The 22,629-nt window shown below is 73.6% G+C and carries 21 protein-coding genes; 11 read left to right on the top strand and 10 right to left on the bottom strand.

Annotated features, from left to right (window positions below):
• Nucleotides 1–4: 4 nt before the first annotated feature.
• The 3 genes from ACIQOE_RS34775 to ACIQOE_RS34765 all read right to left on the bottom strand — a co-directional run bounded on the left by ACIQOE_RS34775 (nt 5) and on the right by ACIQOE_RS34765 (nt 5,307).
• On the bottom strand, nt 5–1,108 hold the full coding sequence (locus ACIQOE_RS34775) for an NADH:flavin oxidoreductase/NADH oxidase (protein ID WP_401415733.1): 1,104 nt from the start codon (nt 1,106–1,108) through the stop codon (nt 5–7).
• Nucleotides 1,109–1,273: 165 nt separating this feature from the next.
• Nucleotides 1,274–3,589: an FUSC family protein gene (locus tag ACIQOE_RS34770; protein ID WP_401415730.1), complete on the bottom strand. Its 2,316-nt coding sequence runs from the start codon at nt 3,587–3,589 to the stop codon at nt 1,274–1,276.
• A gap of 269 nt (nt 3,590–3,858) precedes the next feature.
• Nucleotides 3,859–5,307: an aldehyde dehydrogenase gene (locus tag ACIQOE_RS34765; RefSeq protein ID WP_401415727.1), complete on the bottom strand. Its 1,449-nt coding sequence runs from the start codon at nt 5,305–5,307 to the stop codon at nt 3,859–3,861.
• 187 nt (nt 5,308–5,494) lie between these two features.
• On the opposite strand from ACIQOE_RS34765, the gene ACIQOE_RS34760 reads away from it, so the two are divergent.
• The 10 genes from ACIQOE_RS34760 to hypA all read left to right on the top strand — a co-directional run bounded on the left by ACIQOE_RS34760 (nt 5,495) and on the right by hypA (nt 13,444).
• Entirely contained in the window at nt 5,495–5,983 is a 489-nt protein-coding gene (locus ACIQOE_RS34760) for a TetR family transcriptional regulator (protein ID WP_351323963.1), read from the top strand.
• Between the two features lie 69 nt (nt 5,984–6,052).
• Nucleotides 6,053–6,874, top strand: a complete 822-nt coding sequence (locus ACIQOE_RS34755; protein ID WP_365558530.1) for a maleylpyruvate isomerase family mycothiol-dependent enzyme — start codon at nt 6,053–6,055, stop codon at nt 6,872–6,874.
• 212 nt (nt 6,875–7,086) lie between these two features.
• On the top strand, nt 7,087–8,577 hold the full coding sequence (locus tag ACIQOE_RS34750; RefSeq protein WP_401415724.1) for a hypothetical protein: 1,491 nt from the start codon (nt 7,087–7,089) through the stop codon (nt 8,575–8,577).
• A gap of 3 nt (nt 8,578–8,580) precedes the next feature.
• Nucleotides 8,581–9,666: a hydrogenase expression protein HypE gene (locus ACIQOE_RS34745; RefSeq protein ID WP_365558536.1), complete on the top strand. Its 1,086-nt coding sequence runs from the start codon at nt 8,581–8,583 to the stop codon at nt 9,664–9,666.
• Nucleotides 9,667–9,720: 54 nt separating this feature from the next.
• Entirely contained in the window at nt 9,721–11,511 is a 1,791-nt protein-coding gene (locus ACIQOE_RS34740; protein ID WP_351323727.1) for a nickel-dependent hydrogenase large subunit, read from the top strand.
• A complete protein-coding gene (locus ACIQOE_RS34735) occupies nt 11,504–12,052 on the top strand; it encodes a NifU family protein (protein WP_351323728.1) in 549 nt (182 codons plus the stop codon). Before ACIQOE_RS34740 ends, ACIQOE_RS34735 begins: the two co-directional genes overlap by 8 nt.
• Nucleotides 12,049–12,663, top strand: coding sequence for a DUF5947 family protein (locus ACIQOE_RS34730; protein WP_401415721.1), 615 nt, complete (start codon nt 12,049–12,051; stop codon nt 12,661–12,663). Before ACIQOE_RS34735 ends, ACIQOE_RS34730 begins: the two co-directional genes overlap by 4 nt.
• Before the next feature lie 29 nt (nt 12,664–12,692).
• Nucleotides 12,693–12,899, top strand: coding sequence for a hypothetical protein (locus ACIQOE_RS34725; RefSeq protein ID WP_351323730.1), 207 nt, complete (start codon nt 12,693–12,695; stop codon nt 12,897–12,899).
• Between the two features lie 22 nt (nt 12,900–12,921).
• On the top strand, nt 12,922–13,098 hold the full coding sequence (locus tag ACIQOE_RS34720; RefSeq protein WP_351323731.1) for a hypothetical protein: 177 nt from the start codon (nt 12,922–12,924) through the stop codon (nt 13,096–13,098).
• 7 nt (nt 13,099–13,105) lie between these two features.
• Nucleotides 13,106–13,444 (top strand): hydrogenase maturation nickel metallochaperone HypA, encoded by a 339-nt coding sequence (hypA, locus tag ACIQOE_RS34715; protein ID WP_351323964.1) that lies wholly within the window; start codon nt 13,106–13,108, stop codon nt 13,442–13,444.
• 54 nt (nt 13,445–13,498) lie between these two features.
• Here hypA and hypE read toward each other — a convergent pair whose 3' ends face one another.
• From hypE to ACIQOE_RS34680, 7 genes are all read right to left on the bottom strand, one after another.
• Nucleotides 13,499–14,488, bottom strand: coding sequence for a hydrogenase expression/formation protein HypE (gene hypE / locus ACIQOE_RS34710; protein WP_362643446.1), 990 nt, complete (start codon nt 14,486–14,488; stop codon nt 13,499–13,501).
• 67 nt (nt 14,489–14,555) lie between these two features.
• Complete coding sequence (gene hypD, locus ACIQOE_RS34705; RefSeq protein WP_401415718.1) at nt 14,556–15,683, bottom strand: hydrogenase formation protein HypD; 1,128 nt, start codon at nt 15,681–15,683, stop codon at nt 14,556–14,558.
• Nucleotides 15,680–15,970 (bottom strand): HypC/HybG/HupF family hydrogenase formation chaperone, encoded by a 291-nt coding sequence (locus ACIQOE_RS34700; RefSeq protein WP_351323733.1) that lies wholly within the window; start codon nt 15,968–15,970, stop codon nt 15,680–15,682. Before ACIQOE_RS34700 ends, hypD begins: the two co-directional genes overlap by 4 nt.
• A gap of 3 nt (nt 15,971–15,973) precedes the next feature.
• The gene (gene hypF, locus ACIQOE_RS34695) at nt 15,974–18,334 is read right to left on the bottom strand and encodes a carbamoyltransferase HypF (RefSeq protein ID WP_401415715.1); all 2,361 of its coding nucleotides are present in this window, start codon (nt 18,332–18,334) and stop codon (nt 15,974–15,976) included.
• Nucleotides 18,331–19,047, bottom strand: a complete 717-nt coding sequence (gene hypB, locus ACIQOE_RS34690) for a hydrogenase nickel incorporation protein HypB (protein WP_365576328.1) — start codon at nt 19,045–19,047, stop codon at nt 18,331–18,333. The genes hypF and hypB overlap by 4 nt, the downstream gene beginning before the upstream one ends.
• 64 nt (nt 19,048–19,111) lie before the next feature.
• The gene (locus ACIQOE_RS34685; protein ID WP_351323739.1) at nt 19,112–19,693 is read right to left on the bottom strand and encodes a hydrogenase maturation protease; all 582 of its coding nucleotides are present in this window, start codon (nt 19,691–19,693) and stop codon (nt 19,112–19,114) included.
• 79 nt (nt 19,694–19,772) lie between these two features.
• Entirely contained in the window at nt 19,773–20,867 is a 1,095-nt protein-coding gene (locus tag ACIQOE_RS34680; RefSeq protein WP_365576330.1) for an acyltransferase family protein, read from the bottom strand.
• 331 nt (nt 20,868–21,198) lie between these two features.
• On the opposite strand from ACIQOE_RS34680, the gene ACIQOE_RS34675 reads away from it, so the two are divergent.
• A complete protein-coding gene (locus ACIQOE_RS34675) occupies nt 21,199–22,545 on the top strand; it encodes an FAD-binding protein (RefSeq protein WP_401415710.1) in 1,347 nt (448 codons plus the stop codon).
• Nucleotides 22,546–22,629: the final 84 nt, after the last annotated feature.

Here is a 22,629-nt window from a genome sequence, read left to right as displayed (position 1 = left end):
CGCGTCAGGCGCGGTGGTACTGGACGGGCGCGCCGACCGTGCCGCCGAGCTGCGCGGCGGCGTGCCGGGCCCAGTACGGGTCGCGCAGGAGTTCGCGGGCCAGCAGGACGGCGTCGGCGGTGCCCGAGCCCACGATCTCCTGGGCCTGCCCGGGATCGGTGATCATGCCGACGGCGGCGACGGGCATGCCCGTCTCGCTGCGGACGCGCTCGGCGAAGGGAACCTGGTAGCCGGGGCCGGTTGTGATCCGGGCGTCCGGGACGATGCCGCCGGTGGAGACGTCCATCAGGTCGACGCCGTGGGCCAGCAGTTCCTTGGCGAAGCGGACGGTGTCGTCGGCGGTCCAGCCCTCACGGCCGTCCTCGGGGTTCTCCGAGAGCCAGTCGGTGGCGGAGATCCGGAAGAACACCGGCAGTTCCTCGGGCCACACGGCGCGGACGGCGTCGACGACCTCCAGCGCGAACCGGGTCCGGCCCTCGAAGGAGCCGCCGTACTCGTCGGTGCGGCGGTTGCTCTGCGGGGAGAGGAACTGGTGGATCAGGTAGCCGTGGGCGCCGTGGATCTCGGCGACCTGGAAGCCGGCTTCGAGGGCGCGCCGGGCCGCGTCGGCGAACTGCCCGACGATCTCACGGATGCCTTCGGCGGTCAGTTCCTCGGGGACGGTGGACTTCCCGTCGAAGGGGACGGCGCTGGGGGCGAGCGGGGTCCAGCCGAAGGGTTCGGCCGGGGTGATCGGGCGGCCGCGGTCGACCCAGGTGCGCTCGGTCGACGCCTTGCGTCCGGCGTGCGCCAGCTGGATCCCGGGGACGCTGCCCTGCGACTTCAGGAACGCGGTGATGCGCCGGAAGGCGGCGGTCTGCTCGTCGTTCCAGATGCCGAGGTCGTAGGGCGAGATGCGGCCCTCGGGGCTGACGGCGGTGGCCTCGGTGATGATCAGCCCGGTGCCGCCCGCGGCGCGCGCGGCCAGGTGCGTGAAGTGCCAGTCCGTGGGCACGCCCGCCAGCTCGCCGCCGGGCTCGGCGCTGTACTGGCACATCGCCGCCATCCAGACGCGGTTGGGGATCGTCAGCGACTTGAGGTCGAAGGGGGTGAACAGCGAGGTCGACACGGGACTCCTTGGGGGCGGACGGGACGGGTTCCGGAGACGGCCGGGGTCCGGCCGGTGCTCCGCACATCCCCAATAATTGCATGCGCGGGTTTTTTATTTCCGCCCACTACCCGCGACAAGAAAAGAATCTTCCCGGCCCGACGCCCGGTCGCCGCGCGCGTCCTCTCAGGGCCGCCGGTCCCGGGGCCTGTGCCGCGCGACGATGGCGGCGGCCTCCCGCACGGGACCGATGAGCTGCGCCTGCAGGAGACGCAGCGCGTCGAGGTGGTCCGCCGTCCAGATCATCCGTACGACCGAGGCGGCGTCACCGGCGGCCCCGTCGGCGGCCAGCTCACGGCGCAGCGCCTGTTCGAGGGCCTGGTCCGCCTCCCGCGGGCCCACCGTACGCTCCGGTACGGACGCGCGGCCCGCCAGGGCGCGGCCGGACCTCTCGAACCAGGCCGCGATCGGCTCGCAGACGCCGAGCACCGCGGCACGGGCGGCGGCACGGTCGCCGCTGGGCCGGTATCCCTCGCGCGACCACAGGTCGGCTATGGCGTCGCCGGTCAGCCGCACGGCCGTGACCGAGTTGACCATGCGGGCCACCTCGGGCAGCGGGAGCCGTTTGGTACCGCGCTCGGCCAGGAACCCGCGGAAGGCGTCGTCCAGCCGCCGGGCCGCGGCAGCGGCCGACCGCCGGTCCTCGCCCGAGGTCGCCGAGGGCGCCGCCAGGCCGTCGCAGCGCAGCAGTCCGAACGCGACGGCGCCGCGCAGGTACCGGGCCGCGTCCAGGAACGCCTCGCACAGCACGCAGCCCAGTGCGGCACCCGCCCCGCGGGGCCAGAACAGGACCCCCACCACCAGGCTCACCGCGCACCCGAGCGCCATGTCCTCGATCCGGACCAGCCCCACCTTCCAGCCGACGGGACTGATGATGCTGAAGAGGATCAGCAGGACGACGGTGAAGCCGGCCTGCCCGGCGGTGAACGAGGTGACGGACGGCTCCAGACCGATCAGGACGATCGCGAACGGGAGCAGCACCCACAGGGCGACGGGATGGGCGCCGAGCGCGAGGATGAGCGCCACCCCGACGACGAAGCCGATGGCGGTGCCCAGCAGGGCGCGTCCGGCGGTCTGGCCCGTGTTCACGGCGTTGGAGCGCAGCACGGCCAGCGTGCCGAAGACGACCCAGAACGAATGGCCCACGCCGCTGAGCTGCGCGACGACCACGGCGAGGCTGAGCGCGGCGGCGCTGCGCACGCTGTTGTGCAGCCACACGGAGTGGCGGTCGAGGTGGGCCGCGAGCCGGTCGCGGGCCGAGGACAGGGCGGGCGCGGTGGTCGCGGGGCGCTGTCCGAGCAGCCGTCGCCACCAGGCGCGGCGGCGGGCCGCGAGGGCGAGTTCGATGTCCGTCGCCGTCACCGCCACGACGAAGGCGATCCGCCGGGCCCGGAACCCGGGCTCCAGCGAGGCGATCAGCACGGCGATCGGATCGGCCGCCGTCACGGGACCCGTACGGGCCGGGGTCCGGACGGAGCGGGCCGCCAGGCTCTCGGGCAGCGCGCCGGTCATCACTTCTTCGAGACGCCCTCCCGCCGCCCTGAGCCGCGCGATGTCGGAGGCGAGGCCGTGCAGGGGTCCCGTGCCGGACTGCAGGAGTGCCGCTCCGCGCTCCAGCACGGCGGCGGCCGCGAGTTCCACGTCGCACACCACCAGCCGGCTCGCCCGGTCCTGCCGGTGCGAGGGCGCCTGCTGCAGGATGCTGCCGAGCCACAGGACCTCGTCGACCAGCCGGACCAGGGCACGGGCCGTCGTGGAGAGCCCGGTGGGACGGTAGGGCGTCGCGTAGAAGGTCTTCCGGAGCGCGGCGACGGCGGTCCCGGTGTCGCGTGCGGCCGCGTCCAGCGCCGCGGCCCGCGGCAGGCCGGCCCGGACGCAGTCCGTCTCGGCGCGCAGTTGTCCGGCCTGCCGGGCGCAGGCCTCGGCCAGGGAGGCACGCAGCGGGTCGACGGGCGGCCGGGGCCACAGCAGCGTCACGGCGAGGACGGTCGCGGCGCCGCCCAGCGACCAGCCGGCCACCCGGTCCGGGATCGAGGCGACCGGGCCGGTCAGGGTGGCCGACAGCACGAAGCTGATCAGCAGCGACGTTCCCGCACCGACCAGCGCGGAGCTGACGACACCGGCGAAGAGCACGGCGAAGGCGACCACGAAAGTGGCGACCCCGGCGAGCCACACCCGTTGGCCCGCGAGGCTCCCCAGGCAGACCAGCGCGGTGGAGACCAGCACCAGGCTCAGCTGCTGGGCGGCCCGCTCCCGGATCGGACCGCCGAAGTCCACGAACATCATCAGCACCATGGGGCTGAAGGCGGCGAAGACCGCCATCACCGGGTTGCCGATCACGAGATAGGTCACGGCGAACAGCGAGGGCGTGATGATCGCGGTGCGCAGTCCGCGCCGCAGCGCCGACAGACCCGGATCGTGCTCCCGTATCCGCCGGAACATCAGGACGGCCGGTCGCGTCCGAGGCCGGCCGCCCTCGGGGGGACGCTGCCGATCCGGAGCACCTTCATGGAGGACACCTCTCTCCCTCGCGACGGCGCCCGCCGGACCCCGTTCCGCCAGGGCGGGCCCTTCCCCGCGACGGGCCGCGCGTGCGGCGGAGCGGGACGAGCCCGGCTCCCCACCATCATGTCCCCGGCCCGCCCGGTCCCGCGACCGGCCCCGGCGGTCAGTACCGGTCAGGACGGTGACGGCCTCGCGGCCCGAGCCGGTCAGGCGGCGGACGCCGGCAGCGTGACGGACTTGTGCTCGACGTACTGGGCCAGTCCCACCGCCCCGTACTCGCGGCCGATCCCGCTCGCCTTGTAGCCGCCGAACGGTCCGTCGAAGGAGATGGCCGCGCCGTTGACGGTGACCGTGCCGGTGCGCAGGCGGCGGGCGACCTCCAGCGCGTGCGCGTCGTCGGCGGACCACACGCCTCCGGAGAGTCCGTACTCGGAGTCGTTGGCGATCCGTACCGCCTCGTCCTCGTCGTCGTAGGGGATGACCACGAGGACCGGGCCGAAGATCTCCTCCCGGGCGATCCGCATGGAGTTGTCGACGTCGGCGAACACGGTCGGCGTCACGTAGTTGCCCCGCTCCAGCCCCGGCGGGATGCCGGGACCGCCGGTGACCAGCCGGGCCCCCTCCGCGATGCCGGCCTCGATGTAGTCGCGCACGCGCTGCTGCTGGTCGCGGCGGATCATCGGGCCGATGAAGGTGTCGGGGTCGGCGGGGTCACCGACCTTGAGGGACTCCACGAGGCCCTTCAGGCCGGTGACGACCTCCTCGTACCGGCCGCGCGGCGCGAGGACGCGGGTCTGCGCGATGCAGGACTCGCCGTTGTTGAGCAGCGAGGCGAACCTGAGTCCCTGCACCGCCCGGTCGACGTCGGCGTCCGGCAGCAGGATCGCGGCCGACTTGCCGCCCAGTTCGAGGCTGACCCGCTTGAGCCGTTCGCCCGCGAGGGCGGCGATCCGGCGCCCGGCCCGGGTCGAACCGGTGAACGCGATCTTGTCGACGTCGCGGTGCGTCACCAGGTACTCGCTGGTCTCCCGGTCGGCGGGGAGCACGCTGATCACGCCGTCGGGCAGGCCGGACCGTTCCAGCAGTCCGGCGAGGAGTCCCATGCTCAGCGAGTTCTCCGGGGAGACCTTCAGGACGACCGTGTTGCCGGCCAGCAGCGCCGGGACGATCTTCGCCATGGCCGACGAGAACGGGGAGTTCCAGGGGATGACGGCGGCGACGACACCGACGGGTTCCCTGCGCACGACGGTGCGCACCGCGGAGCCCGACTCCAGCGTCTCCTCCCAGCCGAAGGCCTCCGCGGCCCGCAGGTAGGCCTCGGCCTGCCGGGTGAGTCCCGGCTGGCCGGCCCGGGTGAACCAGGCCGCCGAGCCGTTCTCGGCCGAGATCAGGCGGGCGATCTCCTCGGCCTCCTCCTCGCGGAGCGCGTTCAGGCGCCGCAGGACGGCGATGCGGTCCGCCGGTGCGGTGCGCGGCCAGGGCCCTTCGTCGAAGGCGGCCCGCGCGGCGGCCACCGCGCGGTCGACGTCGGCGGGCCGGGCCTGCGCGGCACGGCCGATGACCGACTGGTCGTGCGGGGACCTGATGTCGAGCAGCCCGGGGTCGCTGGGCGCCTCCCAGGATCCGGCGATGAAGAGACGGTCGTACGTGATCATGTGCCCGCTCCGGGGGGTGTCGAGTGAGGCCGGTCGATTAACTGTCACTTCAATGTAGCACTTGAATGACAGAAAGCCTCATGCATGAGTCGGTAGTCGGGTCAGACTCCACATCTGCGGGTATGCTCGGCGCGTGAGAGCAGACGCAGCACGCAACCTGGAAGCGGTCCTGACCACCGGGGCCCGCATGCTCGCCGCCGACCCGGCCGCGAGCATCGCGGCGATCGCCGCCGAGGCGGGTGTCGACCGGCGCACCGTCTACCGGCGGTTCGCCTCCCGCGAGGAGCTGCTGGCGGCCATCTACGAGGCGCGGTACGACGCGGTCGAGCAGGCCGTGGCCAACGCCAGGCTGCGGGCGGCTCCCGTCGCCGTGGCGCTGCACCGGTACGTCGAGGAGATCATCGGCGTCAACCGCACATGGCCGGTGGAACTCGGCCGGCTGCGCGCCGACGAGGCGATCAGACGGCGGCGCGACGCCCTGATCGGGGAGCTGGACGACTTCCTGCGGCGCGCCACCGACGAGGGGCTGCTGCGCGCGGACCTCCCGCTCGCCTGGGCGAGTTCACTGCTGCCGCAGCTGATGCACCTCGCCTCGCAGGAGTTGTCCGAGCTCAGCGCCGCCCAGGCCGCCGACGTCGTGGTGGACAGCTTCCTGCACGGCCTCGGCCCGCGATGATCGTCACGGCTCTTGTGGTGCGCTCGCGCGTCTGATTGGGTTCGGCCCGGCAGAACGGGAGCGACCGACATGGATCACGACGCGCCGCAGGGCGCCCGAGGGGCGCTGCCCGAGGGACTGGGGCAGGCGATACGGCGGACCGGCGACGACATCGCCGCCGTACTGGACGGCCTGGCGGACACGCGCGGCGCCGTGCCGGGGTCGCGGTGGACCGTCGGTGAGGCGGCGGCCCATCTGGCGCTGGCCAACGAGCTGATGGCCGACCTCGCCCTCGGCACCGAACGCCCCTACGGGGACGGCACGCCGGGAAGCCTGGCGGCGGCCAACGCCCGGTCGCTGGCCGCGTTCACCGAGCGGCGGGCCGCACCGCTCGCCGCGATGATCACCGAGCAGGCCGCGCGCTGTGCCGACGCGCTGGCCACGGCGCCGGACGGGCCGGCCCCGGTCACACCGCTCGGCCCGATGGACCGGTCGGTGCTCGGCTCCTACCTCCTCACGCACATGCTCGGCCACGGCTACGACCTCGCCCGCGCGCTGCGCCGCCCGCACATGGTCGACGCCCAACGGGTCGCGCTGTGCATGCCGTTCATGCTCGCGGTGATGCCCGCCGTGGCCGACGCCCGCGCCGTCGCCGGACTGACCGCCCGTTACACGATCCGGCTGCGCGGCGGCGGCGCCTTCGGCGTCGGCCTCGCCGACGGCACCGTCCAGGTGACACCGCGACCGCAGGACCGTCCGGACTGCACGATCCTCATCGACCCGGTCGCCTTCCTCCTCATCGCCCTCGGCCGCCGCGGTCCGTGGCCGGCCATGGCCCGCGGCCAGATCCTCGCCACCGGCCGCAAGCCCTGGCTGGCCCCGCGCTTCCCCGCCCTCTTCACCGCTCCCTGACGGCCCGTCCCGGCCCTCCACCCCGGCCCGCGACACCGTCCTCCCGGCCCGTCCCGTCCTCCCCCGGCCGACCGCCTCCGTCGGCCGCCCCGCCCGCACGCCCGGACACCCCCCGTTCGGCTCAGCCCCGCTCCGCCAGAAGAGGCGCGCGGGCGTGACCGATGTGACCGTGGTGGAAGGTATGGGCGCGCGTACGGATCCGAGGAGGCTGCATGGCCGAGGGACTGGTCGACGGCAGGGTGCCCCGCAGTGCCCCCGCGGACGGCTCGCGACAGCCCGGTGAGCCGTCCGGGCACGTGTTCGGTCAGGTGAGCGCCGTCGCCGACGCCGTCCTCTACGAGGGCTACCTCCTCTACCCCTACCGGCGGTCCTCGCCGAAGAACCGTGCCCGCTGGCAGTTCGGGGTGCTCTTCCCGAGGGACTGGGCGGAGGCGGGCGGGCCGGTCAGCCCGAGTGTGTCCGGTTCGGCCGACTCCTGGTACCAGCAGACGGAGTGCCTGGTGCGGGTGGAGCGGCCCGGCGCGGTCCTGCGGGTGCGGGTGCGGTACCTGCAGATGCAGCACAAGCAGGTCGAGGACGCCGACGGGCAGCCGGTCGAGTCGCTGACGTGCGACGACGGGACCGTGCACCTGACGTTCGAGGAGGCGGTGCCGCGCGAGAGGGACCTCGCCGTCCCGCTGGCCGAGGGAGTACACCGTTTCGCGGTGGGCTCCCCCTCCGGTACGGACACGGAGACGCTGCCCGGCGGCGCCGGACGGATCGTCAGGCGCCGGGAGGAGAGCGCGGCGAGCACCGCCCTGGAGATCGAGCGGGCGGGCGAGGACCTGCTCCGGCTCCGGGTGCGCACCGCGCACGAGGGACGCACCGCGGATCCGGACGCCCCGCGCGACCACGCGCTGCGGCACGCCCTCATCGCCACCCACACCCTGCTGGCCGCCGAGGGCGCCGTGTTCGTCTCCCTGATCGACCCCGGCCAGGACAGTCAGGAGGCGGCCCGCAGCTGCCGCAACGACTTCACCTTCCCGGTGCTCGGCGGCGCACCACCCGCCGTCTCCCCCGCGGACGGCTCGGCCTCCGCCCTGCTGCTCTCCTCGCCGATCATCCTGCCCGACCATCCGCAGGTGGCACCGGAGAGCCCCGGGGACCTGCACGACGCCGGCGAGATCGACGAGATCCTCACCCTGCGCACCATGCTGCTGACGGACCAGGAGAAGCGGGAGGCCCGCGCCACCGACCCGCGGGCCGCCGAGATCCTCGACCGGGTCGACACGATGCCGCCCGAGGTCCTCGGGCGCCTGCACGGCGCGATCCGTTCGCTGAAGCCCGCCGCGAACCGTCCCGCCTGGTGGCAGGAGGGCGCCGACGAGGGACTCTCCCCGGCCACCGACACGGTCCTGGTCGGCGCCGTCCGGGTCGGCGGCGGCAGCGCGGTACGGCTCCGGCCGCGCGGCCGGGGTGCCGACGCCCAGGACATGTTCCTCGCGGGCCGGACCGCGACCGTCGCCGCCGTCTTCCACGACGTGGACGGCAGCACCCACCTCGCCGTCACCGTCGACGACGATCCGGCGGCCGAACTGCACGGCTGGTACGGCCGATTCCACTACTTCCGGCCCGACGAAGTCGAGCCGCTCGGGGGCACCGACGTCCCGGACCCAGTGACGGCGCAGGAGCCGCCCGCGGGACCCACTCCATCGGAGGCCTAGCGTATGAGCACCGACAACGGCACCACCGCGGTGGACGCACCGGGCGCGACCGGCGAGCACCGGGGATTCGACGAGATCACCATCCTGTGGATCTCCGAGGGCATGAGCTGCGACGGCGACACGGTCTCCGTCACCGCGGCCGACCAGCCCTCCATCGAGGACCTGGTCCTCGGCCTGATCCCGGGGATACCGAAGGTCAACCTGGTCAACAAGGTGCTGTCGCCGAGCCTGGGCGGCGAGGACTTCCTCGCGCCCTACCGGAAGGCCGCGCGCGGCGAGCTGGAGCCGTTCATCCTCGTCATCGAGGGCTCGGTCCCGAACCAGAACATCATCGAGGGCGAGGGCTTCTGGACGTCCTTCGGCAACGACCCGGAGACCGGCCAGCCGCAGACCCTCAACGACTGGATCGACCAGCTGGCGCCCAAGGCCTGGGCGGTGGTGGCCGTCGGCACCTGCGCCACCTTCGGCGGCATCCACGCGATGGCCGGCAACCCGACCGGCTCCATGGGTCTCGCGGACTACCTGGGCTGGGACTACAAGTCCCAGGGCGGCCTGCCCGTGGTGAACATCCCGGGCTGCCCGGTGCAGCCGGAGAACTTCATGGAGACCCTGATCTGGGTGCTCTACCACGCGGCGGGCACCGCGCCGCCACCGCCGCTGGACCACATGCTGCGCCCGCAGTGGCTGTTCGGCCGGACGGTGCACGAGGGCTGCGACCGGGGCTCGTACTACGAGCAGGCGTCCTTCGCGATGGACTACAACTCCCCCAAGTGCCTGGTGAAGACCGGCTGCTGGGGTCCGGTCGTGAACTGCAACGTGCCCAAGCGGGGCTGGATGGCCGGCATCGGCGGCTGCCCCAACGTCGGCGGTATCTGCATCGGCTGCACCATGCCGGGCTTCCCGGACGCGTTCATGCCGTTCATGGACGAGCCGCCCGGCGGCACCCTCTCGTCGCTGGCCATCAAGCCGTACGGGGCGGTCATCCGCCGGCTGCGCGGCTTCACCAACGACCTGGTCAACCACGAGCCCAAGTGGCGCCACAACAAGCGCAAGCTCACCAGCGGGTACGCCCCGCGCTGGCGGCCCTGACACGCCGGCCACCTCCCACCCCACGTCCCCCCACAGCAAAGGTCAGCGACGCCGATGACAACCGAGGCCCGGCAGGCAGGGCGCAAGCCCGAGCAGATCGTGGACATGTCCTGGGATCCGATCACCCGGATCATCGGGAACCTGGGCATCTACACGAAGATCGACTTCGCCAACCGGGAGGTGGTGGAGTGTCACAGCACCTCCTCCCTCTTCCGCGGCTACTCCGTCTTCATGAAGGGCAAGGACCCGCGCGACGCCGGGTTCATCACCTCGCGGATCTGCGGGATCTGCGGCGACAACCACACCACGTGCTCCGACTACGCCCAGCAGATGGCGTACGGGGTGAAGCCGCCGCCGCTGGCCGAGCACATCGTCAACCTCGGCGAGGCGGCCGAGTACATGTTCGACCACACGATCTTCCAGGACAACCTGGTCTTCGTGGACTTCTGCGAGCAGATGGTCAAGGCCACCAACCCGAGCGTGCTGGCCCGCGCGCAGAAGACCGCCGCGCCGCGCGGTGACATCCACGGGTACCGGACCATCGCGGACATCATGAAGGCCTTCAACCCCTTCGAGGGCGAGGTCTACAAGGAGGCCCTGAAGGTCTCCCGGACCACCCGCGAGATGTTCTGCCTGATGGAGGGCCGGCACGTCCACCCCTCCACGCTGTATCCGGGCGGTGTCGGCACCATGCCGTCGCCGACCGCGTTCACCGACTACCTCAGCCGGCTGATGCACGTCATCGACTTCGTGAAGAAGGCCGTCGCCATGAACGACGACGTCTTCGACTTCTTCTACGAGGCGCTGCCCGGCTACGAGGAGGTCGGCAAGCGCCGTATCCTGCTGGGCTGCTGGGGTGCCTGGCAGGACCCGAAGGTCTGTGACTACCGCTACGAGAACATGGACCGCTGGGGCAAGGCGATGTACGTCACCCCGGGCATCGTGGTCGACGGCGAACTGGTCACCAACAACCTGGTCGACATCAACCTGGGCCTCAGGATCATGCTCGGCAGCTCGTTCTACGAGGACTGGGTGAACGAGGACCCGTTCGTCACCCACGACCCGCTCGGCAACCCCGTCGACATGCGCCACCCGTGGAACCAGACCACCCTCCCGGTGCCGCAGAAGCGGGACTTCGACGCCAACTACAGCTGGGTGATGAGCCCGCGCTGGTTCGACCAGCGCACCGGCGACCACCTGGCCCTGGACACCGGCGGCGGCCCGCTGGCCCGGCTGTGGTCGACCGCGCTGAGCGGCATCGTCGACACGCCGTACATCAAGGCCACCGGCACCAGCGTGCGGATCTCGCTGCCCAAGGGCGAGTCCCTGCCGGAGACCACGCTGGAGTGGAAGATCCCGAAGTGGTCCAACACCCTCGAACGCGACCGCGCCCGGCCGTACTTCGTCGCCTACGCGGCGGCCATGGCGCTGCAGTTCCTGGACGAGGCGATGGGCCTGGTGCGGTCCGGCGACACCAAGGTGTTCGAGGACTTCGAGGTGCCGGACGAGGCGATCGGCTGCGGCTTCCACGAGGCCGTGCGCGGTGTCCTCTCCCACCACCTGGTCATCAAGGACAAGAAGATCGCCAACTACCACCCGTACCCGCCGACCCCGTGGAACGCGAGCCCCCGGGACAAGTTCGGCACCCCCGGCCCCTACGAGGACGCCGTCCAGGGCCAGCCGATCTTCGAGGAGAACGGTCCGGACGACTTCAAGGGCGTCGACATCATGCGCACGGTCCGCAGCTTCGACCCGTGCCTGCCGTGCGGTGTCCACATGTACACCGGCAAGGGCAAGACGCTGAGCGTCACGCACTCGCCGACGTACGGGGCGAACCATGGCTGACCCCGGGCGGCTGGACGCGGCGGCGGTCGAGGCCCGGCTGGCCCGCCTCGACACGCTGCTCGAAGGCCTGGAGTCCACGCCCGGCCCGGCCACCGGACCGGCCGTCGAGGCGGTGCGCCTGCTCACCGAGGTCTACGGCGAGGCGCTCGCCCGGGTCCTGGACCGCGCGGACGCGGACCTGACCGGGCACCTCCTCGACGACGAACTCCTCGACCACCTGCTGGTCCTGCACGACGTCCACCCCGAGCCGCCCGAGCGGCGGGCGGCCCGCGCGGTGGAGCGGCTGCGGCCGGCCGTGCGCGAACGCGGCGGCGACGTCGAGTGGGCCGGCCTGGAGGGCCAGGTGGGCCGGGTGCGGCTGACCACGGGCGGCGGTTGCGGCTCCGGGTGCGGCGGAGGTACTACGGACGTGGCCGACGCGGTCCGCGAGGCGGTGCTCGCCGCGGCCCCCGAGCTGGCGGACGTGCAGCCGCTGCCCGAGGACCCGGCCCCCGCCTTCGTGCCCCTCGCATCGCTGCGCCGGCCGCAGGAGACACGGTGAGCACCGACGGAGCCCTGGCCCGCCTCATCCGCTCCGCCGCCGACCACCGGCCGGCGTCGGAAGCGGAGGTGTGCGACCTGTGCGCCGCCCCGGTGCCCGAGGACCACCCGCATCTGTACGACGTCGGTCAGGCCGAGGTCCGCTGTGCCTGCCGGCCCTGCTCGCTGCTCTTCCCGGCGGAGCAGGGACGGCCCGGTCCCGGCGGCGGAGACGTCCAGTTCCGGCTGATCCCGACCCGCCGGGTCCGCCTTGCGAAGGTGGACACGGCGACGCTGGGGGTCCCGGTCGGCCTGGTCTTCTTCGTCCCGCGCGCCGACGGCTCGGTCACCGCCGAGGGGCCGAGCCCGGCGGGTGCCATGCGCTGGGAGGTGGACGCGGCGGCCTGGCAGCGGGCGGCCGCCGGCTGCCCGCCCCTGGCCGGCATGGCCCCGGACGTCGAGGCACTGCTGGTCAACACCGTGCACGGCCTGGACCACCACTGGATCGTCCCGGTCGACGACTGCTTCCGCATGCTCGCCGTGGTCCGCCGGGAATGGCGCGGCCTGTCCGGCGGCGGGCGGATGTGGCCGGCCGTGGAGCGCTTCTTCGAGGAGCTCACCGAGCGCCCTTGAAGAACGGCAGCACAGGAAGGAGAAACCCCATGGGAAGCATCCGGCTCGGCCGACCGCAGGCGAGGCCCGACACGCCCTCCCACGTGCGCGGTCTGCACCAGGGCAACCAGGGGCCGCACACCACCCAGCCCGGGCACCACCCGGACGGCACCGCCGACGCGCGGCGCTCCACCGGCATCCACTGGAAGCGGCACGACACCCTGCTGGACGTCATGCCGAACATCCCTCCGGGATGACACAGAACAGGGAGTCCCCGTCATGAAGGTCCAGCGAAAGAGAACCGGAACCGCCGCCCGGCGGGTGCTGACGGCCGAGATCGCCGTCGTCGGCGCCGTCGCCCTCGCGCTGCTCGTCACGGAGCTGCCCTCGATCATGCGCGAGATGAAGATCTGGCGGATCTCGGGTGGCCTGCGTGCCGGTCACCGGTATCCGTGAGCCGGCCGTGCACGAACTGTCGATCGCGACCGCGATCGTGGAGCAGGCCGGCGAGTGGGCCCGGGCGGACGGGGCGGACACCGTCTCCGCCGTGACCGTCCGGGTCGGCGAGCTGTCCGGGGTGGTCCCCGACGCCCTCGACTTCGCCTTCGAGATGGCCCGCGACGGCACCGCGCTGGCCGCGGCCCGGCTGGTCGTCGAGCAGGTGCCCGGCCGGGCCTGGTGCGGGCCGTGCCAGGAGGAGTTCGCCCTGGGGATGCCGCCGTTCTTCTGGTGCCCGGTCTGCGACCGGCCGAGCAACGAGCTGCGCAGCGGCCGCGAACTGGAGATCACCGCGGTGGAGTGAGCCCGCGCGGTGCCCCGGCCGGTTCCGGGGCACCGCGCGGACACCGGTCCGTCGTCAGCAGATGCGCGGCAGCTGCTCGCCCAGCGGCAGGTCCACGACCCGGGTGCCGCCCAGCCCGGTGGCCACCACGACCATCCCCGGGTGCTCGGCCACGCACTCGCCGATCCGGGTCGCGCCCGCACCCTGCGGATGGGACCGCATCGCCGCCAGGACGGCGTCGGCCTCGCCCGGCGGGACGAAGGCCACGAGCCGTCCCTCGTTGGCGACGTAGAGCGGGTCGAGCCCGAGGAACCCGCAGGCGTTGGCGACCTCGTCCGGTACCGGGACGGCCCGCTCGGTCAGCCGCACCCCGGTGCCCGAGGCGCGCGCGATCTCGTTGAGCGAGGCTCCCAGGCCCCCGCGGGTGGGGTCGCGCAGGACGTGGATGTCCGGGGTGACGTCCAGCATGGTGGCGACCAGGTCGGCCAGCGGGGCGGTGTCGCTGGCGATCTCGACGCCGAACTCCAGGCCCTCGCGCACGCTCAGCACGGCCACCCCGTGCAGTCCGATCGGCCCGCTGACGATGACCGCGTCGCCGGGCCTGGCGCGCTGCGGCCGGATGTCGACGCGCTCGGGGACCAGGCCGATGCCGGCGGTGGTGACGTACACGCCGTCGCCGTGCCCGGACTCCACCACCTTGGTGTCGCCGGTGGCGATGGTGACCCCGGCCGTCTCGGCGGCCGCGCCCATGGCCCGCGCGACCCGCTCGACGACGGCCAGCTCCACGCCCTCCTCCAGCACGAACGCGGCGGACAGGTACGCGGGCCGCGCGCCGCTCATCGCGAGGTCGTTGACCGTGCCGTTGACCGCGAGGTCGCCGAGGCAGCCGCCGGGGAAGAACAGCGGCCGTACGACGTAGGAGTCGGTGGAGAGCGCCAGCCGGGCGCCGCCGAGCTGGAGGACCGCGGCGTCGGTCATCCCGGCCAGCAGGGCGTTGCCGTAGGCGGGGACGAAGACCTGCTCGATGAGTTCGGCGGAGAGGGCGCCGCCGCCGCCGTGCCCCATCACCACGACCGGCTGGTCACGGATCGGCGCCGGGCAGCTCCAGTTCGCCGGGTCGACGACGGTCGGGTCAGCCAACGGGGTTCATCTCCTCGGGCGCGGGGGCCGGTTCGGACATCCGGCGGTACAGGTAGTAGGCGGCGCAGGCACCCTCGCTGGAGACCATGGTGGCGCCGAGCGGGGTGCGCGGGGTGCAGGTGGTCCCGAAGGCCTCGCACTGAGTGGGCTTGATGAGCCCCTGGAGGACCTCTCCGGCCCGGCACTCGGCGGGTTCCTCGGTGCGGATGCCGGTGACGTCGAAGCGGTGCTCGGCGTCGAATCCCCGGTAGGCCTCGGAGAGCCGCCAGCCGCTGGCCGGGATGGGGCCGATGCCCCGCCAGGAGCGGTCGGTGACCTCGAAGACCTCCTCGATCATGCGGACGGCCGCCGGGTTGCCGTCCTCGCGCACGGCACGGGCGTAGGCGTTCTCCACCCGGTGTTCGCCGCGCTCCAGCTGGAGGACGGTGCGGCGGATGCCCTCCAGGATGTCGAGGGGTTCGAAGCCGGTGACGACGACCGGGACCCGGTGGCGTGCGGCCAGTTCCGGGTATTCGGCCATGCCCATCACGCTGCACACGTGTCCGGCGGCCAGGAAGCCCTGCACCCGGCACTCGGGCGCGGTCATGATGGCCTCGATGGCCGGGGGGACCCGCACGTGGGAGACCAGGAGGCTGAAGTTGGCCAGGCCCAGGCGCCTGGCCTGGTGGACGGCCATGGCGTTGGCGGGCGCGGTGGTCTCGAAGCCGATGGCGAAGAACACCACCTGGCGGTCGGGGTGCCGCCGGGCGAGCTGCAGCGCGTCCAGCGGCGAGTACACCACCCGGACGTCACCGCCCTCGCCCTTGACCCGGAACAGGTCGCGGTCGGTGCCGGGCACCCGGAGCATGTCGCCGAAGGAGCAGAAGATCACTCCGGGGCGGGCGGCGATCTCCAGCGCCTTGTCGATGCACTCCAGCGGGGTCACACAGACCGGGCAGCCCGGACCGTGGATCAACTCCACCTCTTCGGGCAGGAGTTGGTCGATGCCGTGCCGGATGATCGAGTGGGTCTGGCCGCCGCACACCTCCATCAGGGCCCAGGGCCGGGTGACGGCGGACCGGATCCCGTCCAGCAGCCGGCGGGCCAGCTGCGGGTCGTTGAACTCGTCGAGATACTTCACCGGACCTCCTTCTCCTCGGCCTGCCGGGCGGCCTGCTGCCAGGCGTCGCCGAACTCCTCCTCCAGCAGGCCCAGTTCCTCGAAGAGCCGGAGGGAGGCCAGGGCCGACTCCTCGTCCAGCTTCTGCAGGGCGAAACCGACGTGCACGATGACGTACTCACCGACGCGGACGTCGGACACGTACTCCAGACACGCCTGCTTCTGCACGCCACCGAAGTCGATCATGCCGGTGAGCGGGTCGGCGGTGGCGTCGATGCTCACGACTCTGCCGGGCACTGCCAAACACATGGGTCACTCCGTCTCGTCGCTGACTGCCGTACGTCGTCCGCCGTCGGGTCGTCGTCCCCGGGCCGCGACCATGAGCTGGCCGAGGGCCAGCCCGCCGTCGTTGGGCGGGACCTCGCGGTGCCGCAGGACCGTGAATCCGTCGTCGCGCAGCAGGTCGGCGGCGGCCTGCTCCAGAAGAGCGTTGGCGAAGACGCCGCCGGTGAGGGCGACGGTCGCCAGGCCGGTGTCCCGGCGTACGCCGCGGCACAGGCCGAGGACGGTCCGGGCGACCCCGCGGTGGAAGCGGGCCGCGATCACCGGCACCGGGGTGCCGCGCCGCAGGTCGGTGATGACCGCGCGCAGCGCCGGGGCCGGGTCGAACCGGTCGCCGAACGGGTGGGCGGCGGTGTCCTCGTCCCAGGCCAGGCAGGCCTGCGCCTCCAGCTCCACGGCGGCCTGCGCCTCGTACCCGGCGCGGTGGCAGACGCCGGCGAGGGAGGACACCGCGTCGAAGAGCCGGCCCATGCTGGAGGTGGCCACGCAGCCGACGTGGCTCGGCAACTGCCGTGCGAGGAGGCTGAGTTCGTCCGGCGAGCAGGCGGCGACGCTGGGCAGGTCAGGGTCCCAGGGCAGGCCGGCGGCCCAGAGTCTGGCCAGTGCCGTACGGCAGGGGTTGGCGACCCCGGCGTCCCCGCCGGGCAGCGGGGCCGGGGCGAGGTGGGCCAGGCGCCGGTAGCCGGTGTAGTCGGCGACCAGCACCTCGCCGCCCCACACGGTGCCGTCGTCGCCGTAACCGGTGCCGTCGAAGGCGACGCCGATGACCGGAGTGGTGCCGTCGAGTCCCGCTTCGGCCATGGCGGCGGCGACATGGGCGTGGTGGTGCTGGACGAACACCGGGCGGTCCAGCGGGAGGCGGGCGGCGCGGCGGCGGGCCCAGGCGGACGCGTGGTAGCCGGGGTGGCGGTCGGCGGCGACGAGTTCGGGGCGGACACCGGTGAGCCGGTGCAGGTGCCGTTCCACGCGGACGGCGGCCTCCAGCGTCGCCAGGTCGCCCATGTCGCCGATGTGCGGTCCGAACCAGGCCAGTTCGCCCTCGCCGACGCAGAGCGCGTTCTTGAGGTCGCCGCCCACCGCGAGCGCGGGCCGTACCGGGACGGGCAGGCGCAGCGGGGTGGGCACGTAACCGCGGGAGCGGCGCAGGACCTGTTCGGTGCCGTCGGCGCGCACCCGCAGCAGGGAGTCGTCGCAGGGCGAGGCGATGGGCCGGTCGTGGGCGAGCCAGGCGTCGGCCAGTCCGAACAGCCGGGTGAGCGCCTCGTCGTCGTCGGTGACGATCGGTTCGCCCGACCGGTTGCCGCTGGTCATGACCAGGACGCGGGGGCCGGGCGGGTCGCCGGGCAGCCCGAACAGGAGGGTGTGGAGCGGGGTGTAGGGCAGCATCACGCCGAGGTGCGGGCTGCCGGGGCAGACGCCGGGTGCCGGGCGTGCGCCGTCGCGGGGGCGGAGCAGGACGATGGGGCGGCGGGGCCCGGTGAGCGCGGCGCGTTCGGCGGCCCCGACGACGGCGATCCGCTCCGCCTCCTCAAGGTCCGCGCACATCACGGCGAACGGCTTGTCGCCGCGTGCCTTGCGGGTGCGCAGCGTCTCGACGGCCCGGGCGTTGCCGGCGTCGCAGGCCAGGTGGTAGCCGCCGACTCCCTTCACGGCGACGATCCGCCCGGCGGCGAGCAGCTCTCGCGCCCGTGAGAGGGCGTCACCGTCGCGAGCGGCTCGCACGCCGCTGTCCGCGGCGGGCACCAGCCGCAGCCGGGGTCCGCAGTCGGGGCAGGCCACGGGCTGGGCGTGGAAGCGGCGGTCGGCCGGGGCGTCGTACTCGCGGGCGCAGTGCGGGCACAGCGGGAAGCCGGACATCGTGGTGGCCGCGCGGTCGTAGGGCATGGCGTTGGCGATGGTGAAGCGGGGGCCGCAGTGGGTGCAGTTGATGAACGGGTGGCGGTGCCGCCGGTCGGCCGGATCGGCCAGCTCGCGCAGGCAGTCGGCGCAGGTGGCGGTGTCGGCCGGGAGCAGGGTGCGGCCCGCGGCGGCGTGCTCGGTGGCGCGGATGGTGAAGCCGGGGTCCGCGCCGGTGGCGGGCAGGTCCTCGACGGCGACGGCGGTCACCGTGGCCAGCGGCGGCGGCTCGCCGGCGAGCAGCGCGCAGAACCGCTCGACGGCGCTCGCCGTCCCCTCGACCTCGATGACCACGCCGTCCGCCGTGTTGCCGACGAACCCGGTGAGCCCGAGACCGGCGGCGAGGCGGTGGACGTACGGGCGGAACCCGACGCCCTGGACGGTGCCGCGCACGGTGACGCGGCGGCGGACGTCCGTCGCCGTGGGCGCCGTCACGGGGCGCTGGGCGCGTGCACGTGCGGGTGCGGGGCGAGGGGCGGCCGGTGCGCGGGAGCGCCGTCCCGTACCGCGAGGACGCGGTCCAGGACCGTGTCGACGCCCTCGCCGGTGCGGGCGCAGGAGCGGACGATCTCCACCCCGGGGTTGACCCGCCGCACCTGTTCGGCGAAGGCGGCCTCGTCGAAGCCGGCCGGCCCGGCGAGGTCGGTCTTGGTGAGGACGACCAGGTGCGCGGAGCCGAAGGCGGTGGGGTACTTCGCGGGCTTGTCCTCGCCCTCGGTCACCGCCATCAGCACGATCCGCAGCCGTTCACCGAGGTCGTAGGAGGCCGGGCAGACGAGGTTGCCGACGTTCTCCACGAACAGCAGCGCGGTGTCCCTGGGCAGCCAGCCCTCCAGGTGGCCGCGCACCTGCCGGGCCTCCAGGTGGCACAGCCCGTCGGTGAGCAGCTGCTTCACCGGCGCGCCGGAGAGGGCCAGCCGCCTTGCGTCGTTCTCGGTGGCGAGGTCGGCGGTGAACGCGGCGACGGGCACCTCACGTTCCAGTGCCCGCGCCAGCACCCGGCCGAGCAGTTCGGTCTTCCCGCTGCCGGGGCTGGAGAGCAGGTTCACCACGCTCACCCCGCGCGCGGCCAGGTCGTCGCGCAGGCCGGCGGCCAGGTCGTCGTTCCTCGCCAGGACGGCCCGGGTGACCTCCTCGGACTGACACATGGGTGCTCCTCGATCGCTGGGGTGCCGTGGAACCGCCGGACCGGAGGGGTCCCGTCCCGGTCCGCTAGCGATCCTCCGCGCCGGTGGCCGCCGGGTGCGGGAGCCCGGCCGCGGCGGGGCCCGCGGATTCCTCCGGGCGGGCCAACGCGGGGGTGGCCCGGGGATCGGCGAGCAGGGCCGGGACCAGGGCGTGCAGCGCTTCGACGGCCTGTCCGACCGCGGCCCGCACGGGCTCGGTCAGGCCGGGGGCGATGTCCTCGTCGCCGCGCGGCAACCGGCCGGGCTCGCAGGCGAGCACCAGGACGCGCGGCAGGGGTTCGTCGCCGAGGTGGGCGGCGAGGGCGAGCACCTTCGCCGGGTCCATGCCGTGCGCCTCGGGCGGGGCCGCCGGGGCGCCCGAGGGGAGTTCCGGCTCGATCAGCGAGAGCGTGCCCGGGGGCAGGCCGCGGGCGGCGGCGTCCACGAGCACGGCGACCGTCCAGCCGTCGAGCAGGGTGTAGGCGAGGTCCATGCCCCGGATGCCGTAGTCCCGGACCCGTACCTCGGCAGGCAGCGGGCGCCGGGCGAGGGCCCGGATCACCTCGGGGCCGAAGGAGTCGTCGCCGAGGAAGATGTTCCCGACGCCCGCGACCAGCAGCCGCGTCACCGGGCACCGCCCCGCGGGGAGAAACCGTCACCGGCGTTGACGGCGAGCAAGATGTCCATGATGCGGCATATTTACCGCATCAGCGTCGGCCGGAAAGCACCCCCGCGGCGTTTCGCCCGCCCTCGTGGGCCGCGCGCTCCGCCGGGGCCCGGAACGCCCAGTCCATCCTGGGCTCCAGCACGAACCGGAAGACCCGGCGCACCGGCGGTGTGCACAGCACGGTGACCACCGCGGCGGCGACGAGCGTGACCGTCACCGCGCCCAGCGGGCCGTGCATCCAGGCGGGGTCGTACCAGTGGGCGGGCTTGGCGCTCTGCGCGACGAAGCCGTGCAGCAGATAGCCGTAGAGCGTGCCGGCGCCGAGGGCGGTGAACCAGGTGCGGCGGCCCGGCACCCAGGCCAGGAAGCAGGCCGCCAGCACCAGCGAGCAGCCGAAGACGGCGAAGGTCATGACGGGTCCGTACCAGCCGGGCAGGCCGAGTTGCTGGGCGCTGTCCCGGTGGAAGAACCAGCGGTAGGCCAGGTGCGGCGCCGACCAGTAGGCCACGGCGAGCGCGCCCAGGGCGACCGGGACGGCGCACAGCCGCACGCTCCACCGGCGCAGCAGGCTGAAGTGCTCCGGCCGCAGGCACAGGCCGAGGACGAAGTACGGCAGGAACTGCAGGACGCGCTGGAGGTCGAAGTCGCTGCCGATGGACGGCGTCAGGCTCGCCAGCGCGGCGACGGCGAGCGCGACCGGCAGCGGCCACCGTACGAGCCGCCAGACCGGCGTGGTCAGCCGCCAGATGAACAGGGCCGCCAGGAACCAGGTCAGGTACAGCGGGTCCAGCAGGCTGATCTCGCGGTCGGGGGCGTGGTCGCTCCAGCGGGTGAAGAGGGTGTAGCCGACCTCGAACACCACGTAGGGCACGGCGACCCCGGTGACCAGCCGCTTGATCCGGGCGGGACTGGCGTCGAAACTGCGGGAGAAGTAGCCGGAGATGATGATGAACGCCGGCATGTGGAAGGCGTAGACGAACGTGTAGAGCGCGGTGACGGTACGGCTGTCCGAGCGCAGCGGCTCCCAGGCGTGCCCCACCGCCACCAGCACGATCGCCAGGTACTTCGCGTTGTCGAAGTAGGCGTCGCGCCGGACGGCGGGCGGCCCGTTGCGGGTGTCAGGGCCGCTCCGCACGGCCGCGGACCGGACCTGGGTCCGGTCCGCGGCCCTGACGGGCGGCGCGTCGACGGTGGCTGCTGACTCGCGGAAGCCGGACAGACCAGAACACCTCTCACACGACGGGCGCTCCGGGGAGCGACGGGGGCCGTGCGCGGGGCTCCGTCAGGGAGAGGTGCACGGCGGCGGTACACGGGCGGTACTCCGGTCACGCGGCTCTCCGGAATCCCGCGAAGTAAACCTGTCGTGCCGCTCCGGCGTCCATGCGGGAAACCCCACACGTCGGCCGGGCTCACGGCGCGAGGATGGTCCCGCCCGTGTCGACCGATGCCCCTGGGGAGCGTGCCGCGTGACGCCGTCGGACCGAGTCACCGCGCGAGTCGCGGAGTTGCTGGACACCCGCCCGGACGTCCTCGCGGAGGCGGCCGACGACTTCGGGCACCTGGTGCGCCGGCCGCCGCTGGGCGTGCTGCGCCCCCGGTCCGCGGCCGAGGTCAGGGACGCGCTGGTGTACGCGGGGCCGCGCGGGATCCCGGTCGCCGCGCGGGCCGGCGGGCATTCGCTGTACGGCCAGGGGCAGGCGCCCGGCGGGATCGTCCTGGACCTGTCCGGCCTCGACGCGGTCGGTCCGGTCAGCGGCGACCGGGTGGCGGTGCGCGCCGGGGCGCTGTGGCGGGACGTGCTGGCGGCGACCGGGGAGCACGGCCTCACGCCGCCCGTCCTCACCGACTACCTCGGCGCCGGCGTCGGCGGGGTGCTGAGCGCGGGCGGGCTGGGCGGCGCGAGCCACCGGCACGGTCTGGTCGCCGACTCGGTGCGGGAACTGGAGGTGGTGACCGGCGCCGGTGAACACCTGGTCTGCTCGCCGGACCGGCACGGCGACCTCTTCGACACCGTCCTGGCCGGCCTCGGCCAGGTGGCCGTGATCGTCCGCGCCACGCTCGCGCTGACGCCGGCGCCCGTCACGGTGCGCCGCTACTGCCTGTCCTACCGCTCGCTCGACGCCTGCCTCGCCGACCAGCGCCTGCTCGCGACCGCCCCGCGCTTCGACCATCTCGAAGGCCAGGCCCGCCCGGCCGAAGGCACCACGGACGCCTGGACCTACCTGATCGAGGCGGTGGCCCCGCACCAGGGCCCGACCCCGCCCGACGACCGGGCGCTCCTCGCGGACCTCGCCTTCGACTCCGCCGAGATCACGGACCTCGGGCACGCCGAGTTCGCGCACCGGGTCGCCGCCGACGAGGAACTGCTGCGCGCGACCGGCGAGTGGCTGCATCCGCATCCCTGGCTGAACCTGCTGCTTCCCGAGGACACCGCCGCGTCCGTCGTGACCGGCGTCCTCACCGACCCCGGCTTCCGTGACCTGCGCGAGAACGGCCTGGTCCTGCTCTACCCCCTGCTCACCCGCGCCCTGCGGGCCCCGCTGTTCCGCCGCCCGCGCGGCGAGGTCGTCTACCTGCTCGCCCTGCTGCGCACGGCCGCGCCGGGCGCCGCCGGTCCGATGGTGGCCGCCAACCGCGGCGCGTACGCGTTCGCGCGGGCACGGGGTGCCGTCGCCTATCCGGTCAACGCGCTGCCGATGACCCCGGCCGACTGGCGTGCGCACTACGGCGACCGGTGGGACGGCCTGGTCCGGGCCAAGGCCGTCCACGACCCGTACGGCGTCCTGGGCGGGGGCCACGGGATGACGGGCTGAGAATTCTCCTTCCGCCGGGTGTCGATTCCGCGGGGCGCCGTTCGTCGGTGGGGTGTAGGAAGCTCATGAGGACCGGGAGGAACG

Origin of the sequence: Streptomyces sp. NPDC091282, assembly GCF_044757385.1 — a bacterium.
GTDB classification, from domain to species: domain Bacteria; phylum Actinomycetota; class Actinomycetes; order Streptomycetales; family Streptomycetaceae; genus Streptomyces; species Streptomyces gramineus.
Note: the sequence above shows the minus strand (reverse complement) of the source record. Positions and strands in the feature narration are given on the sequence as shown.